Source organism: Streptococcus milleri (genome assembly GCF_900636525.1).
Classification (GTDB): Bacteria; Bacillota; Bacilli; order Lactobacillales; family Streptococcaceae; genus Streptococcus; species Streptococcus hominis.
This window is the reverse complement of sequence record NZ_LR134288.1, coordinates 1,374,629-1,390,000: the sequence shown is the minus strand read 5'-3', so window position 1 is coordinate 1,390,000 and position 15,372 is coordinate 1,374,629. Positions and strand designations below refer to the sequence as shown.

The following is a 15,372-nucleotide window of genomic DNA, read 5'->3' as shown; positions in this document are numbered from 1 at the left end:
TCTACATGATTTTGGTCGCCCTTCCTATCACCCAAAGTTACTTCTGTCTGTCCTCCTCTTTGCTTATTCCCAAGGAAGTTTCTCTGGCCGTAAGATTGAAAAGATGATGGCAGAAAATCTAGCCATGCAGTACTTGACAGGGCAGTTGGTTGTCAGCTACCGGACCATCAGCCGTTTCCGTGTAGCTGCCGGGATGGAAAATCTGCTGCGAGAACTCTTTATCGAGCTCAATCTTCAGTTGAAAATGGAAAAGTTGGTAACACTTGATGGTCTCTACATTGATGGCACTAAGATTGAGGCCAACGCCAATAAGTATAGTTTCGTTTGGAAGAAAGCGACAGAGAAATTCTCCGCTAAACTTCAAGAACAGATGCAGGTCTATTTCCAAGAAGAAATCACCCCTCTTATCCATCAAGCCATTGAACTGGATACACAAGAGTCCATCTCCTCAGAACAGTTGACTGAGTTCGCTCAACTTCTTGAAGAAGAATTGGCTGGACTGAGCCAAGACATTGAGGAAACACCAGTTAAAGGTAAGGACGAGCGTAAGACCAAACGCCGCAAGTTCAAGAAAGTCCTGCGTAAAGTCAAGGATGATTTTTCAGTGCGGGCCGAAAAATACGAGATTTATCAAGAGACCTTCCAAGGTCGAAAGAGTTTTTCTAAGACGGATCATGATGCGACTTTCATGAGAATGAAAGAAGATCCTATGAGAAATGGACAACTCAAACCTGGCTACAACCTACAAATCGCCACTGAAAATCAGTTCGTCCTTCACTATGACATTTATCCAAATCCAACAGATACCAGAACGCTCTTGCCTTTTTTAGAAACGTATCCACATGAGTTAAAAACGGTTGTCGCAGATGCGGGCTATGGTAGCGAGGAGAATCTTCTCACCTTGGATAGGATGGGCGTTGACCACTTGATTAAATATGGTCTTTTTGACAAGGAACAGAAGAAAAAACACAAAGAATCTAATAGGAATTTGGCTAACTGGACTTACGATGGAACAGCTGATTCCTACACCCATCTAAAGGGTTGGATATACCAGTTTGACCATCTCAAACACAGCCATACCACGATAGGTTTCAAGCAGGAAATCAGGGTTTATAAGGCAGAACAACCTGACTTGGCTCCGCAAAAGGGACTTTATGTCAATGAGCGATATCAAGTCTTAAAACGAAAAGAAAGCCAAGTGCTTTTATCTGACGAAGGCAGTCACATCTTTGCCCAACGTAAAGTTGATGTGGAACCTGTCTTTGGTCAGATAAAGGCTTGTTTGGGGTACAAACGATGTAATCTCAGAGGCAAACGTCAGGTTAAAATTGACATGGGCTTGGTTCTCATGGCCAATAACCTACTGAAATATAACAAGAAATTAACTAAAAACTAAAAGAGAGACTTACACCAAATGTGAATCTCTCTTTTATTAGCTGAGAAATCTTTTTGTCTCAGGCTCTTTTTCTTTTTGTTCAATATAATTGTAGCGGGGAGATGCCAGCGAATATTGAATAGAGGTGAAACAATTTGCTTTTCTTTTCTATATTCAAATGTCGCTGGCTGATTTGTTATCAATTTCTTGAATCATATGTTACATTCTGGAGAGATCTGAAATTTTATAAATATTATGTTAGAAATTATTATATTTTAATAGTAATGTTACCCATGGTGCTAGTTAAACTCAAAATAGCTCAAATTATAAGCCAATAGGATTTGTTCAATCCTCAACTGTAGTCCAACTATTCCTCTGGCGAAGGTGTGTTCCATATCAAAGAGAGCACATAACTCAGAAAAGCGCGTTTCAATGGTTCGCCTCATAGCCAGTAATCTCCAGTTGTTATGCTGGCTCGCTCCTTCCATGTTCTGACGCAGTGGGGTCCATAAGTGATACCCTCTCTGTTTCAACCGATTTTTAAGAGCCTGACTGAGATACCCTAAATCTGCTAAAATCACAGATTGTTGGCAGCCTTCCAATAAATCCTCCACCGCTTTGATATCATGAACAGAAGCTGAGGTGACAATATAGTTCAGAATATAGCCAGATAAGGTAACGAGCATGTGAACTTTGAAACCGTAAAACCACTGGTGTTTTGACGCATTGTAGCCAATGTCTGCCACTCCTTCGAAAATGCTTGCTCTATGGTTGTGAACAGACTGACAAAGTGGTAGAGGGAAACTGTCCATGATAACAATATTATTAGAGGACACTTGGTCATTCATCGCCTGTCGAAGGAGTTGTAGCAACCAAATCAACTGTCTTGAGCGACGATTAAAGCGACTTCTTTCAAGCAGTCGACCACAGGGAAATAGTTGGCAGATTCGGTGAAAATGATGTTGGGATTTGATTCTTAGTTCAGCTTGCAAGAGCAGTAAGACTAATAGAGATTCATCCGAAACTTTTGACAAGCTGACATTATGACGATGTTTCAATGAATCAGGGTAATAATCCCGATAAAGCTGATGACAAATTTTGGATAATTGCTTCATATTCCATTGTAAATGATGGGATTTAGCGGTATACTGTAAGTGTCTCATTTGGACAACCTCCTGTTTGTTTCGTCACTTACAGTATAGTCCTTTTGGGCTTTTTATAGTGTTTTGAGTTTAACTAGCACCACGGGTTAATGTTATTTTTTAATATTAGAGATTTGTACCAAGTTTGAATTAGAATGATATTTTTTGTTAAAGTAGCTATTCTGTATTTAGTTATTGGGGGATATGGGCAAATAGCTATAGAGAGTATTTATCAACGTGATAAAGAATAGATATGGATAAGAAACTTAATTTATGTTATGATATAAGTGTAATAAAGGAGAGAAGATGCAGAATAATTTACTTGTATTGCAATCAGATTTTGGTTTGGTAGATGGGGCTGTATCAGCAATGGTCGGTGTGGCCTTAGAGGAATCCCCAACGTTAAAAATACATCATTTGACCCATGATATTACGCCTTATAATATTTTTGAGGGAAGCTATCGTTTGTTTCAAACGGTGAATTATTGGTCGGAAGGGACAACGTTTGTATCCGTTGTGGATCCAGGTGTCGGTTCTAAGCGTAAAAGCGTGGTTGCCAAAACTGTACAAAATCAGTATATTGTCACGCCAAATAACGGAACGCTTTCGTTTATCAAGAAACATGTGGGAATTGTTGCGATTCGTGAGATTTCGGAGGTGGAAAACCGGCGGAAGAATACGGAACATTCTTACACGTTTCATGGCCGAGATGTTTATGCTTATACTGGTGCGAAGTTAGCAAGCGGACACATTACATTTGAAGAAGTGGGCCCAGAATTAAGTATAGATGAAATTGTAGAAATTCCTGTTGTGGAAACGACAATTGGGAATGATTTTGTTAGTGGGGCTATTGATATTTTAGATGTTCGTTTTGGTTCGCTATGGACGTCTATTACACGTGAGGAATTTTATACTCTCAGTCCTGAATTTGGTGATCGGTTTGAGGTCACGATTTACAATAACGATATGCTAGTCTATCAGAACCAGGTGACTTATGGGAAATCTTTTGCGGATGTACGGATTGGTCAGCCGATTTTGTATATCAATTCTCTTTATCGTGTTGGTCTGGCGATCAATCAGGGGTCTTTTGCGAAGGCCTACAATGTAGGAGTCGGAGCGCAATGGAGTATTGAAATCAAGCGGATTGAAAAATAAATAATAAAGGAGATTATTATGAAAAATAATTCAATAAGAAGTGTTGTCGCAACGGGGATTGGAGCAGCTCTCTTCGTCGTTATTGGAATGATTAGCATTCCAACTCCTGTGCCAAATACCAGCATTCAATTGCAGTATGCTTTGCAGGCCTTGTTTAGCGTGATTTTTGGTCCGGTTGTTGGATTTTTAACGGGTTTCATCGGGCATGCCTTAAAGGACTCTTTGCAATATGGAAATCCTTGGTGGTCATGGGTGATTGCCAGCGGTTTGTTTGGCTTGATTGTTGGACTGTTTCGGAAAAGAATCCGTGTTGTGCAAGGTATTTTTGATGCAAAAGATATTGTATCGTTCAATGTGATTCAATTATTAGCTAATGCTGTGGTATGGATTGTCATCGCGCCGCTTGGTGATATTTTGATTTACAATGAGCCTGTAAACAAGGTGTTTGTACAGGGCTTTGTTGCAACGATTTCTAATGGTTTGACCGTTGCTATTGCAGGGACAGCGCTTTTGCTGGCTTATGCCCGCACGCAAACCAAATCAGGAAGTTTGAAAAAGGATTAGTGACATGAAGCGAGAATGAGACGGAGTGAAGGTTTGAAAATGATTCTTCCTACTCTCACCACTGCGTTGTTGGTTTATTGCACAGTATGCTTTGAAGCTGGAGATGTTTGTTCCAGCTTTTTTATTTTTAATTTCAATAAAATATCACACAAAATGTAATTTATATATTGCATTTTATATAATATAGTGTGTAATAGTAGTGAAGAAGGAGAGTGGATCATGAAAATGATTCAAAAAGTAAGAGATTTTTATTTTCATGAGTCTCAGTTTTAGTTGCTTAACTCATGATTTCACTCTGCACGCTACAAAGAAAAATGGTTCTGACTCAGAGGATAAAGAGAATGGTAAAAAATCTTAAACTAAAAATGGCTCGGGTCGAGCATGATTTGACCCAGAGAGATTTGGCAGATGCGATTGGTGCCACGCGACAAACGATTGGTTTAATTGAAGCGGGGAAATACAATCCTAGTCTCGGTCTCTGTATTGCAATTTGTAAACGATTGGATAAAACATTAGATCAATTATTTTGGGAGGAGGCTAAAGATGGAAATTAAAAAGAAAAGAGTCTTTCAAGATGAGCGAACGATACAGATGGAACAAAAATTAGGTAATGAGGTTGCTTTTTTAGTGGTTATCTTGTTGTTGACTTCTATCTTTATTAAATTGATATTTTTGCATCTATCAATTGAAGCGTGTTTATCGGAAATTGTGATAATAGTAGGAATGGAGCTTTATGCGATTATTCGTTCTTGGAAGCTTGGTTTGGCAATTCGTCAGTATGATTCAGAAAAAGGATTGAAAAGTCGTTTAGTAAACGGATTTACGGTGGCATTTATTATTTTATCTGCTTCTTTTGTTGGCAAGTTCTCTAAAATACAGCTATATTTGAATCAGCACTCAATTTTAAAATTTTTAGTTATTCTAGTGACGATTGCTTTAGTTTCTTGTCTTTTGGATAGAGGAGTTGATTGGTTGAATATCAAACGCCAGAGACAATTGGAAAAAGAATTAGAAGAATAGCAAAGGAGAGCAGATGAAATTCATAAAACGTCAGATTTTGGATGAGCGAGAAGAGCAACTGGTCAATAAAGCAGGAATGGAAGCTTTTAGTTTTCTGATGACTAGTAATCTTATCTTTTATATTGGAAGTATTTTTATCCATTCGGGCAAGGTCTATACACAGCTATTCCTGTTCTCAAGTCTCATTGCATTCCTATACTTTTTGGAACGTTGCTGGCGGCTAGGAGCTAATTATTTTAATAGTTTTACCTTCACTATTTGGGGTGTTATGGCAATGACGGCTTTGGTGACGGTTGTGATTTTGGTGCAGAATTTTCAAATCAATCATACTGTTTATCAGAATAATCCATTGCATGCCAAGTTTTTAGTTGTGATTCCGATTACGTTTCTGATTTACCTTCCAATCATGATAGTGTTCAATCTGATACTAGAAGTTATTGGGAAATGGCAGAAGATGCGATTTGAGAAATATTTAGCGGATTTAGAAGATGAATCATGAGCAAAATAAAGGATTGTTTTGGCGGCGAAAAGGACGAGCGTATTCGGCAAGGGACATACAAGGCTGAAGCCTATGCGTTTCGATTTTTACTGGTATTTTTGATAATTGCAATCAGTATCAAGTTTTTCTTTCTTGATTCTCCAATAGAAAGTTATGTTGATGAATTAGCAGCTGTTTTGCTTGCTGGATGTGTTCAATTGGCTTTTAAATAAATACAATCAACACCGTCGAGACAAGATTGATATGGAAATAGAAGATTCTGAATAAAAGAGGGTGGAACTCCTTTGGGAGAGAAACAGTTCATTATTAGGATACAGAGGCAGGGACAATATGCTCCCTGCCTTGCTTTATAATGGCAAAACGCGCTGTGATTGAGCTTTTCATTTGCTTTTTAGGTTTAAGAAAGCACCTAATACGGAAAATATTGTCTGGGTAAGCTGTCAGAGGTTCAGACGGAGTAAACTGGTATTGCTTCATGTCATCCGAGGCTCGGACGGAACAAACTAGTTTTAGTTCATGTCATCCGAGGTTCGGACGGAGCAAACTGATTTTGGTTCATGTCATCTGAGGTTCAGACGGAGTAAACTGGTTTTAGTTCATGTCATCCGAGGTTCGGACAGAGCAAACTGGTATTGCTTCATGTCATCCGAGGCTCGGACGGAGCAAACTGATTTTGGTTCATGTCATTCGAGGCTCAGACAGAAGAAACGAGTTCTTGTTTGTCCCGTCGACCGAGTCGATACTTTTAATGAGTTTTAGTTTGCTTCGTTGACTGGGTCGATAGTCTCAACGAGTTTTGGTTTGCTTCGTCGATCGAGTCGAGCATTTTAACCATTGTCGCACTTTCTCATTAACCGTGTAGGGTTTGGCAGGAAGCTGAACGCTTCTTGTTTGGTCAGATTTTTTTCACGTTCAAGGTTTAATTTTGCGGCAGTGTTAGCGGACTTCAAAATTGATTTTCATCTTATTTTCTTTTATGCTACAATAGAATGAGTAAGTACAAGAGGAGAAGTGGATGATTTTAGAGGAATTTGATGAAAACCGTCAGGCGATTATCAATCCAGAAGATTTGGTTGAGGCGTTGCCAGATTTTCCAGAAATAGTGGTGTCTTGCTTTACCCGTGAGACCTTTAAGCGCATGCTGGCTGATTTTCAGCATGAGTTATTGACCTCCACTTCCATGGCAAATATTGAGATTCCCATTTACAAGGTTTTTGTGGAAGAAAGAGAAATAGCTCTGTTTAATGCACCAGTCGGGGCATCTGCTTGTGTGGCGATTTTGGAAGATTTGATTGCCTTTGGAATGAAGAAGCTGGTTCTTTTTGGAACATGTGGTGTTTTAGATGAAACGATTAGGGAAACGTCTATTATCGTGCCCCATACTGCGATTCGTGATGAAGGGACCAGTTATCATTACCTGCCGGCTTCTGATGAGATAGAAGTAAATGTCGGTTTGTGGGATTTTTTACGGTCATTTTTAGCTGCTAAAGGAATTTCTCATACAGTTGGAAAAGTTTGGACGACAGACGGTATTTATCGGGAAACGGCTGCGAAACTCCGTAAGCGAAAAGAAATGGGTGCTGTTTGTGTAGACATGGAATGTTCAGCAGTTGCAGCTTTGGCAGCTTTTCGTGAGATTTCCGTTTGCCATTTCTTTTATGCGGCGGATCACTTGTCAGAAGAAGCCTGGGATATGCGCAATTTAGCCAATCATGCAGACCTAGACGAAAAAGACAAAGTGGCTAACTTGGCGATTCAGCTCGCCCTTGATTTATAGAGAACATGCTATGAAAAAACCAATTATTCAATTTGAAAACTTTAGTTTTCAGTATCAAGCGCAGACAGAACCAACCTTGAAAAATGTTGATTTGACGATTTATGAGGGCGAAAAGGTCTTGATAGTCGGCCCTTCTGGTTCGGGAAAGTCCACTCTTGGACAATGCTTAAATGGCATTATTCCAACTATTTATCATGGAGAAATGACTGGGAATCTGTGGATTCAAGGGAAGTCTGCGTTTGGCAGCAGCATTTATGACTTGTCCAATCTTGTCAGTACCGTCTTGCAAGACACAGACGGTCAATTTATCGGGCTGAGTGTTGCAGAAGATTTGGCTTTTGCTTTGGAAAATGACATGGTGAATTTGCCGACGATGAGAGAAAAGGTTCATTTGTGGGCGGAGAAATTGGATTTGTTATCGCTGTTACACCAACGTCCTCAAGACTTATCTGGTGGGCAGAAGCAGCGGGTCAGTTTGGCCGGGGTGCTGATTGACGAAAGTCCGATTTTGCTCTTTGATGAACCTTTGGCAAACTTAGATCCGAAGTCGGGACAGGATACGATTGAGCTGATTGACCAGATCCATGCGGAAGCAGGAACGACAACGATTGTTATCGAGCACCGTCTGGAAGATGTGCTGTATCGGTCTATTGATCGGATTGTCCTCATTAATGACGGGCAAATTCTCTTTAACGGCAGTCCTGATGACCTGCTGCATACGCAGTTGTTAGCTGAGAATGGGATTCGAGAGCCGCTTTATCTGACAACCTTGCGGCAGCTTGGTTTTCAGCTAGAGAACTCTGCACAGTTGGCAAATTTAGCACAGATCGATGTCTCTGATATTCAGTTTTTGGGTGAAAAAGTTTCTATTCAAAAATCACAGGCACAGGATGATTTGCTAGAGTTGAAAAATGTCCAGTTTGCCTACGGTGAGAAAAAGGTTTTACAAGATATTAATTTTACAATCTCTAAAGGCGAAAAAATTGCCATTGTCGGGAAAAACGGTGCTGGAAAATCCACGTTAGCCAAAGCGCTCTGCCAGTTTATCGCAACAGAAGGAAGCTATACTTGGCAGGGAAGAGACATCAAAGGCGATTCCATTAAGGAGCGGGCAGAACGGATTGGTTACGTTTTGCAAAATCCAAATCAGATGATTTCTACGACCATGATTTTTGATGAGGTTGCCTTGGGCTTGAAGCTGCGTGGGATTGCAGAAGATGAGATAAAAGAGCGTGTATTGGCTGTGCTGAAAACCTGTGGTTTATATGAATTTCGGCATTGGCCCATTTCTGCTCTGTCTTTTGGGCAAAAGAAGCGGGTGACCATTGCTTCGATTTTAGTGTTAAATCCAGAGATTATCCTTTTAGATGAGCCAACGGCTGGCCAAGATCAACGCAATTATACAGAAATCATGAATTTCTTAGATGAGTTGAACCAAAAAGGGCATACGATTATCATGATTACGCATGATATGCAGCTGATGCTGGATTATTCTGACCGTGCGGTTGTGATGTTAGACGGAAAGATCTTGGCAGACAAAACACCGGCCGAAGTTTTGACAGATAAGACTTTGATTCATGCAGCGAACCTTAAGGAAACGTCTATCTTTTCCTTGGCTAAGAAATTAAACGTTGATCCACTAGCTTTAACAGAATTTTATATGCAAGAAAGGGAGGAAAGCCATGCTTAATCAGCAAAAACTTATTGGTTACCATGCGGGAACGACCTTTTTGTATCGCCTATCCGGAGCGAGTAAGTTACTGTTTTTCATTTTGGTATCAACTGCAGCGATGATTAGTTACGATACTCGCTTGCTGTTGGTCATTGCGATTGGCTCACTCTTTCTTTTTAGAGTTTCGAACATTCATTTTAAAGATGTATCGTTTGTTTTGGCTTTTGCAGGTGTTTTTGCCGCTTTGAATCTTATCATGGTCTATCTGTTTGCTCCACAGTACGGAGTGGAGATTTATGGCCAACAAACGGTCTGGTTCAGCGGATTGGGCAGTTATACCGTAACTGCGCAGGAAATCTTTTATCTGTTTAATCTGTTCTTGAAATATCTCTGTACCATTCCTTTGGCAGTTATTTTTCTAATGACCACTCACCCTAGTCAGTTTGCGTCCAGTATGAATCAAATCGGAATTCCTTATAAAATTGCCTATTCTGTCAGTTTGACGCTGCGCTATATTCCTGACCTGCAGGAGGAATTTTACCTAATTAGAATGTCGCAAGAAGCGCGTGGACTGGAATTGTCCAAAAAAGCAAAATTAAGCCAGCGCATCAAAGGGAACCTGCAAATCATTATTCCATTGATTTTTAGCTCACTGGAGCGGATTGATACGATTGCAACAGCCATGGAATTGCGGCGTTTTGGTAAAAATAAAAAGCGGACTTGGTACACTTATCAGGCTTTTCAGAGGTTGGATATTGAAGTGATTTTGCTGGCTATTTTATTTTTACTGCTGAGCTTCCTACTCTTTTTTGTCAATCACGGTCGCTTTTACAACCCTTGGTTATAAATGAGAATTGAAATGTACATAGGAGGAAGAAAATGATTGCATTGGTAACAGGAGCTTCAGCTGGTTTTGGTCAAGCTATTTGTCGCCGTTTGGTGGCAGAAGGTCACCGAGTGATTGGAGTAGCGAGAAGATTGGGAAAGCTGACACAACTTCAGCAGGAATTAGGTCTTGAAAATTTTTATCCGCTTCAAATGGATGTGTCGGATACAAAAAGCGTGGATCAAGCCTTAGAAAGTTTGCCAGAGGATTGGCGAACGATTGATATTTTGGTCAACAATGCAGGTCTGGCATTGGGCTTAGACAAGGCTTATGAGGCAGATATGCAAGATTGGCTGACGATGATTCAGACCAATATTATTGGTTTGGTTTATCTAACACGTCAGATCCTACCGCAAATGGTAGAGCGAGATAGCGGATTGATTATCAATCTAGGTTCGACTGCTGGAACGGTTCCTTATCCAGGTGCCAACGTCTATGGAGCTAGTAAAGCATTCGTGAAGCAATTTTCTTTGAATTTACGTGCTGATTTGGCAGGACATCATATTCGTGTTACTAACATTGAACCCGGCCTTTGTGAGGGAACAGAATTTTCAAATGTCCGATTTAAAGGGGACGATCAACGAGCTGAAAAATTGTATGAAGGAGCTCATGCTATTCAGCCAGTTGATATTGCCAATACTGTTGCTTGGATTGTTGGACAGCCTCCTCATGTCAATATCAACCGGATTGAAATCATGCCTGTTTCACAAACGTTTGGAGCGCAGCCTGTTTTTCGAGAAGAATAGATGAGATAGAATGAGGAGAGTATGACAGAAATAAACCTTTTGTTTTCAATTGATGATCGCTATGTAGAGCAATTTAAAACGACTTTGTATTCAGTTTATTTGAATACACCTTCAACTTTGCTGCATGTATTTGTCTTGCAAAAACAATTGTTAGAAAAGAATGCGGAGATTGAGGAATTTTGTGAGGTACTAGGGATCATCTATGAACCAGTCGTGATTGGTGAAAAAGCTTTTGAAGATGCTCCAAGTACTGATCGGTATCCAGAAACAATCTACTATCGCTTGCTGGCACATGAATACCTTCCTCAAGATTTGGATCGGATTCTTTATTTGGATGCAGATATTTTATGTTTGAACGACATTTGTCCTCTTTATGAAATGGAGTTGGGAGCTTCTTTGTATGCTGCGGCTAGTCATGGATCAGATGACAATATGACAGATTTAGTCAATAAGCTGCGCTTACAAAATTTTGAGGCAGAAAGTTATTATAATTCAGGCGTTTTGCTTATGAATTTGACCGCCATTCGAAAAGAAGTGAAACGAGAAAAGATTTTAGAATACATTGCTCAAAATAGTTTTAAACTCTTTTTACCGGATCAAGATGTGCTAAATGCCTTATATGGGCATTTGACAATTCAAATTCCAGATGAATTGTATAATTATGATGCACGCTACAATGTGCTGTATTATGCTCGGAGTAAAGGAGAGTGGGACTTGGATTGGGTGATTGAGAACACCGTTTTTCTTCACTTTTGCGGTCGAGATAAGCCTTGGCTGACAGAATACCACGGACGCTATGCCGCACTTTACAAGCATTACCAACATCGCAGCCGAAAAGTTGGCAGATAAAAACGAAACCAACCAATTAAAAATGGTTGGCTTTTCTTTTTATAACGGTCGTTTATTAGGAATCCCTGCTTTGCGCGGGTATTTATTGGGAGTTTCTTTTTTTTGCCAACAACCGTGATATACCGCGGGTCGCCATTGGGAAGTTGGTAGTGAATGTTTTCTTCGACTTTGCTGAAAAGAAGAGAAAGAGCATTATTAGCCTCCGTTAATTCCTCAGGAGCATTGCTGGCTTTGAGTGCTAAAAGGCGACCACCAACTTTAAGAAAGGGAATGGTCAGCTCGGCTAAGACCTGCATACGAGCAACAGCGCGTGCAGTGACAATATCAAACCGGGCGCGAAAGTCTTTATCTTGAGCAAAATCTTCTGCCCGACCATGATGAAAATGAACTTTTTCCAAACCTAACTCGTCAGCCAAGTGATTTAAAAATAGAATACGCTTGTTTAGAGAATCAATAATCGTCACATCTAACGCTGGATAGAGGATTTTCATCGGAAGACTCGGAAAACCTGCTCCAGCTCCAATGTCCAGCAGTTTAATGCCTTTATTGTCAATCAATCCCTGTAAAATTGGCGCAATGGAATCATAAAAATGCTTGAGATAAACTTCCTTTTTGTCAGTAATAGCTGTCAGGTTGATATTTTCATTCCATTCAACGAGCAGTTCAAAATAGCGTTCAAATTGCTGCTTTTGTCGGTCTGTGAGTTCAATCTGGTGTTGTTTTAAGAGTTCATAAAATTCTTCGGGTGTCATCATTTGTCCTTACTTGTATCTTCTTGTTTCTATTATACCAGATAATCAGAAGAGAATCTTCAAAATTTCTCTTTTGAAGAAGTCTAAATTTTTATTCTTTTCATTTTTCTGGTATAATGTCTATAATAAATTTAAAGGAGAATGATTATGTGGATGATTATTTTAGCCATTGTTGTGGTACTGATATTGTTTGTGATTGCTAGTTACAACGGTCTAGTGAAAAGTCGGATGCAAACCAAAGAAGCCTGGAGTCAAATTGATGTTCAGTTAAAACGTCGAAATGATTTGCTGCCAAATTTGATTGAAACGGTCAAAGGGTATGCCAAATATGAAGCATCAACGTTTGAAAAAGTAACAGAACTGCGTCGGCAGGTGGCTGCTGCAACAACTCCAGCAGAAGCTATGAAAGCAAGTGATGCCTTGACGCGTCAGATTTCAGGAATTTTTGCTGTTGCAGAAAATTACCCAGAGTTAAAAGCAAGTGCCAACTTTGTAAAATTGCAAGAAGAATTGACCAATACTGAAAATAAAATTTCGTATTCTCGTCAACTTTATAATAGTGTAACAAGCAATTACAATGTGAAGCTGGAAACATTTCCAAGTAATATTATTGCCGGAATGTTTAGCTTTAAGCCGGCAGATTTCTTAGCTGTCCCAGAAGAAGAAAAATCCGTACCAAAAGTTGATTTTAGCGGTCTAGGTGACTAATATGCTCTTTGATCAAATTGCTAGTAATAAAAGACGAACGAGGGTTCTCTTAATTGCTTTTTTTGCTCTGTTAGCGATTATTGGTGCTGCGGTAGGGTATTTATGGTTAGATTCAACTCTCGGTGGTGTGATAATTGCCTTTATCATTGGCGGCATTTATGCTTTTAGCATGATTTTTCAGTCTACTGAGGTTGTCATGTCTATGAACGGTGCTCGACAAGTCACTGAAGCTGAAGCACCTGATTTGTACCATGTGGTAGAAGATATGGCGATGGTAGCGCAAGTTCCGATGCCACGGGTATATATTGTAGAGGATTCATCGCCTAATGCCTTTGCGACGGGCTCAAAGCCTGAAAATGCAGCAGTTGCCGCAACGACAGGGCTGTTAAATCTAATGAACCGTGAAGAGCTGGAAGCTGTTATTGGACATGAAGTGAGCCATATTCGTAATTATGATATTCGGATTTCAACGATTGCGGTAGCACTTGCTAGTGCAGTGACCATGCTATCTAGCTTAGCTGGGCGTATGATGTGGTTTGGTGGCGGTGGTCGCAGGCGTGATAGTCGAGATAATGACAACGGTTTAGGGATTTTGATGCTGATTCTGTCGCTTATTGCGATTATCTTGGCTCCTTTAGCAGCTACTTTAGTTCAGTTGGTGATTTCTCGTCAGCGTGAATTTTTGGCAGACGCTTCAAGTGTAGAATTAACTCGCAATCCACAAGGGATGATTAACGCTCTCTTGAAATTGGAAAATAGCGAGCCGATGCACCATAAAGTAGATGACGCTAGTGCAGCTCTCTATATCAATGATCCGAAAAAAGAAGGTGGACTTCAAAAGTTATTTTATACTCATCCGCCGATTTCAGAGCGAGTAGAGCGCTTAAGAAAAATGTAAAAAGGTTGAGATAGACTATATGGTTGTGCAGCAATCATGACTGTCTGTCCCAATCTTTTTTTGTATTTCACCATATAAATTTTAGTTACGATAGCCTTATCTATGTTGTTTTTGGAATGAGAGTAAGAGAGATAGCACGCCACAGATTGTAAACACAATCCAAGTAACTTTCATATTCCAAATAGCGAGACTGGTAAAGATCATTGTTCCAAATGGGACAGAAAAACTAAATAGCAAACTCAGAAAGTTAGAAGTCTGTGCTAAGATATCTGATGGAAGTTTGCTGAGGAGCATGCTGTTGATTTTTGGATTGACTTTTCCGGAAAGATACATGATAAAGAAAACAGCAAAAATAGTAAGGAAAACAGGTAGCTGGAGAAGATTTATGAAGCCAATTAGAGCAATGGTTAAAGTAGCCCAAAAAGCAATTTTATTGACGGAAAGTTTACTAAAATAATCATTGGGAGTCAGGCTGGCAGAAACAATTCCTAGAATGATTGTTGTTTCAAAAATGAGAAGAGATTGGCCGAAAGGGAGTCCAAATAAAGGATGATCCAATAAATAAAGATTGTAAATGGCCATAATAGAGCCGCCGAGTGCATTGAGTATTAGTATCTGAAAGAGTAAAGTCAAAAAATGGCTATCTCCGTTTTGCTCAAAAATTAATTTAGAACTTTGATACATTTCTAGGAATTGTTGTTTGAGAGGAAGAGGATTTTCATTTTCTTTGACTGGGTCATGGGTGAGTTTATGACGAACAAAATAAAGAGTAGTGGAAGAAAGTAGGAAAGCTAAGGCATTGATGAAGGCGACCAACGCAAATTGTTGGTTGCTGACAGCAAGAAGCCAAACACCTAATGCTTGTCCAGCTAGATTACAGAGATAAGCAATTAGTTGCATAAAGGAGAAAGCCGGCATCATCTCTTCCTCTGCTAGATTCTTTTTCAAAATAGGCATTTGCAGGCCACTACGATAATCACTCATCATATCTGATACGATATTTAGCAAACAAACGACAGAAAAAGCTAGATAAGAAGTTGAGCGAGTTAGACATGCTACAAAGACAAAAAGCAGGGCTTGGAGATAGCCCATGTGAATGAGCCAACGAGCTTTATGGGCTGTTTGATCAGCTTTCATTCCCACAAAGATAGTAAAAAATACTGGAACGAGAACGATAAAATTAGCAATTCCAACAGCAAACTTTGGATGTGGCAGACTAGAAGCAAAAACAACAAAGACAATATTATAAATGGAAGAGCCCAAGATATTGAATATGCGTGACAGACTAATAAAAGCAAATACTTTATTTCTCAAAATAAGTTTCATGAT

14 protein-coding genes and 4 pseudogenes (1 of these 18 running past the window's edge) are annotated in these 15,372 nt (G+C 39.7%); 15 read left to right on the top strand and 3 right to left on the bottom strand.

Annotated elements, in window-relative coordinates:
- Positions 1 to 1,396, top strand: a pseudogene (locus tag EL087_RS06805) (IS1182 family transposase) (it extends 97 nt beyond the left edge of the window).
- Between the two features lie 278 nt (positions 1,397 to 1,674).
- Here the strand turns inward: EL087_RS06805 and EL087_RS06800 are convergent.
- Positions 1,675 to 2,538 carry an IS982 family transposase gene (locus EL087_RS06800; protein ID WP_126407650.1) on the bottom strand — a complete coding sequence of 288 codons (864 nt, stop codon included), beginning with the start codon at positions 2,536 to 2,538 and terminating at the stop codon, positions 1,675 to 1,677.
- A gap of 285 nt (positions 2,539 to 2,823) precedes the next feature.
- Between EL087_RS06800 and EL087_RS06795 the strand changes: the two genes are divergently transcribed.
- From EL087_RS06795 to EL087_RS06745, 12 genes and pseudogenes are all read left to right on the top strand, one after another.
- Positions 2,824 to 3,672, top strand: coding sequence for an SAM hydrolase/SAM-dependent halogenase family protein (locus EL087_RS06795; protein ID WP_126407648.1), 849 nt, complete (start codon positions 2,824 to 2,826; stop codon positions 3,670 to 3,672).
- Between the two features lie 18 nt (positions 3,673 to 3,690).
- On the top strand, positions 3,691 to 4,236 hold the full coding sequence (locus tag EL087_RS06790) for an ECF-type riboflavin transporter substrate-binding protein (RefSeq protein WP_117644207.1): 546 nt from the start codon (positions 3,691 to 3,693) through the stop codon (positions 4,234 to 4,236).
- Between the two features lie 341 nt (positions 4,237 to 4,577).
- Positions 4,578 to 4,790 (top strand): helix-turn-helix transcriptional regulator, encoded by a 213-nt coding sequence (locus tag EL087_RS06785; protein ID WP_126407646.1) that lies wholly within the window; start codon positions 4,578 to 4,580, stop codon positions 4,788 to 4,790.
- Complete coding sequence (locus EL087_RS06780; RefSeq protein ID WP_106083236.1) at positions 4,780 to 5,256, top strand: DUF6773 family protein; 477 nt, start codon at positions 4,780 to 4,782, stop codon at positions 5,254 to 5,256. The genes EL087_RS06785 and EL087_RS06780 overlap by 11 nt, the downstream gene beginning before the upstream one ends.
- 13 nt (positions 5,257 to 5,269) lie before the next feature.
- Positions 5,270 to 5,755 carry a DUF6773 family protein gene (locus EL087_RS06775; RefSeq protein ID WP_126407644.1) on the top strand — a complete coding sequence of 162 codons (486 nt, stop codon included), beginning with the start codon at positions 5,270 to 5,272 and terminating at the stop codon, positions 5,753 to 5,755.
- Positions 5,752 to 5,967 (top strand): DUF6773 family protein, encoded by a 216-nt coding sequence (locus tag EL087_RS06770; protein WP_003029907.1) that lies wholly within the window; start codon positions 5,752 to 5,754, stop codon positions 5,965 to 5,967. Before EL087_RS06775 ends, EL087_RS06770 begins: the two co-directional genes overlap by 4 nt.
- A gap of 803 nt (positions 5,968 to 6,770) precedes the next feature.
- On the top strand, positions 6,771 to 7,532 hold the full coding sequence (locus EL087_RS06765) for a nucleoside phosphorylase (protein ID WP_126407642.1): 762 nt from the start codon (positions 6,771 to 6,773) through the stop codon (positions 7,530 to 7,532).
- A 10-nt stretch (positions 7,533 to 7,542) separates the two neighbouring features.
- Positions 7,543 to 8,394 (top strand): annotated as a pseudogene (locus EL087_RS09545) (DUF3744 domain-containing protein); the annotation flags it as partial.
- Positions 8,395 to 8,418: 24 nt separating this feature from the next.
- Positions 8,419 to 9,222 (top strand): annotated as a pseudogene (locus tag EL087_RS09540) (energy-coupling factor ABC transporter ATP-binding protein); the annotation flags it as partial.
- Positions 9,215 to 10,051 carry an energy-coupling factor transporter transmembrane component T family protein gene (locus EL087_RS06755; RefSeq protein WP_126407638.1) on the top strand — a complete coding sequence of 279 codons (837 nt, stop codon included), beginning with the start codon at positions 9,215 to 9,217 and terminating at the stop codon, positions 10,049 to 10,051. The pseudogene EL087_RS09540 and the gene EL087_RS06755, both read left to right, overlap by 8 nt.
- A 32-nt stretch (positions 10,052 to 10,083) precedes the next feature.
- On the top strand, positions 10,084 to 10,836 hold the full coding sequence (locus EL087_RS06750; protein ID WP_126407636.1) for an SDR family oxidoreductase: 753 nt from the start codon (positions 10,084 to 10,086) through the stop codon (positions 10,834 to 10,836).
- 21 nt (positions 10,837 to 10,857) lie between these two features.
- Positions 10,858 to 11,685, top strand: a complete 828-nt coding sequence (locus EL087_RS06745) for a glycosyltransferase family 8 protein (protein ID WP_049513928.1) — start codon at positions 10,858 to 10,860, stop codon at positions 11,683 to 11,685.
- Between the two features lie 39 nt (positions 11,686 to 11,724).
- Here EL087_RS06745 and rsmG read toward each other — a convergent pair.
- Positions 11,725 to 12,437: pseudogene (rsmG, locus tag EL087_RS06740) on the bottom strand (16S rRNA (guanine(527)-N(7))-methyltransferase RsmG).
- Between the two features lie 147 nt (positions 12,438 to 12,584).
- Between rsmG and EL087_RS06735 the strand changes: the two are divergent.
- Positions 12,585 to 13,145 carry a LemA family protein gene (locus EL087_RS06735; RefSeq protein ID WP_126407634.1) on the top strand — a complete coding sequence of 187 codons (561 nt, stop codon included), beginning with the start codon at positions 12,585 to 12,587 and terminating at the stop codon, positions 13,143 to 13,145.
- A 1-nt stretch (position 13,146) separates the two neighbouring features.
- Positions 13,147 to 14,043 (top strand): zinc metalloprotease HtpX, encoded by an 897-nt coding sequence (gene htpX, locus EL087_RS06730; protein ID WP_126407632.1) that lies wholly within the window; start codon positions 13,147 to 13,149, stop codon positions 14,041 to 14,043.
- A gap of 96 nt (positions 14,044 to 14,139) precedes the next feature.
- Here the strand turns inward: htpX and EL087_RS06725 are convergent, their stop codons facing one another.
- Complete coding sequence (locus EL087_RS06725; protein ID WP_126407630.1) at positions 14,140 to 15,369, bottom strand: transporter; 1,230 nt, start codon at positions 15,367 to 15,369, stop codon at positions 14,140 to 14,142.
- Between the last annotated feature and the right edge of the window lie 3 nt (positions 15,370 to 15,372).

Bases quoted from the DNA above. Each gene is read 5' to 3' on its own strand.
- EL087_RS06800 (WP_126407650.1), bottom strand. From the start codon at position 2,538: ATGAGACACTTACAGTATACCGCTAAATCCCATCATTTACAATGGAAT.
- EL087_RS06795 (WP_126407648.1), top strand. From the start codon at position 2,824: ATGCAGAATAATTTACTTGTATTGCAATCAGATTTTGGTTTGGTAGAT.
- EL087_RS06790 (WP_117644207.1), top strand. From the start codon at position 3,691: ATGAAAAATAATTCAATAAGAAGTGTTGTCGCAACGGGGATTGGAGCA.
- EL087_RS06785 (WP_126407646.1), top strand. From the start codon at position 4,578: ATGGTAAAAAATCTTAAACTAAAAATGGCTCGGGTCGAGCATGATTTG.
- EL087_RS06780 (WP_106083236.1), top strand. From the start codon at position 4,780: ATGGAAATTAAAAAGAAAAGAGTCTTTCAAGATGAGCGAACGATACAG.
- EL087_RS06775 (WP_126407644.1), top strand. From the start codon at position 5,270: ATGAAATTCATAAAACGTCAGATTTTGGATGAGCGAGAAGAGCAACTG.
- EL087_RS06770 (WP_003029907.1), top strand. From the start codon at position 5,752: ATGAGCAAAATAAAGGATTGTTTTGGCGGCGAAAAGGACGAGCGTATT.
- EL087_RS06765 (WP_126407642.1), top strand. From the start codon at position 6,771: ATGATTTTAGAGGAATTTGATGAAAACCGTCAGGCGATTATCAATCCA.
- EL087_RS06755 (WP_126407638.1), top strand. From the start codon at position 9,215: ATGCTTAATCAGCAAAAACTTATTGGTTACCATGCGGGAACGACCTTT.
- EL087_RS06750 (WP_126407636.1), top strand. From the start codon at position 10,084: ATGATTGCATTGGTAACAGGAGCTTCAGCTGGTTTTGGTCAAGCTATT.
- EL087_RS06745 (WP_049513928.1), top strand. From the start codon at position 10,858: ATGACAGAAATAAACCTTTTGTTTTCAATTGATGATCGCTATGTAGAG.
- EL087_RS06735 (WP_126407634.1), top strand. From the start codon at position 12,585: ATGTGGATGATTATTTTAGCCATTGTTGTGGTACTGATATTGTTTGTG.
- htpX (WP_126407632.1), top strand. From the start codon at position 13,147: ATGCTCTTTGATCAAATTGCTAGTAATAAAAGACGAACGAGGGTTCTC.
- EL087_RS06725 (WP_126407630.1), bottom strand. From the start codon at position 15,369: ATGAAACTTATTTTGAGAAATAAAGTATTTGCTTTTATTAGTCTGTCA.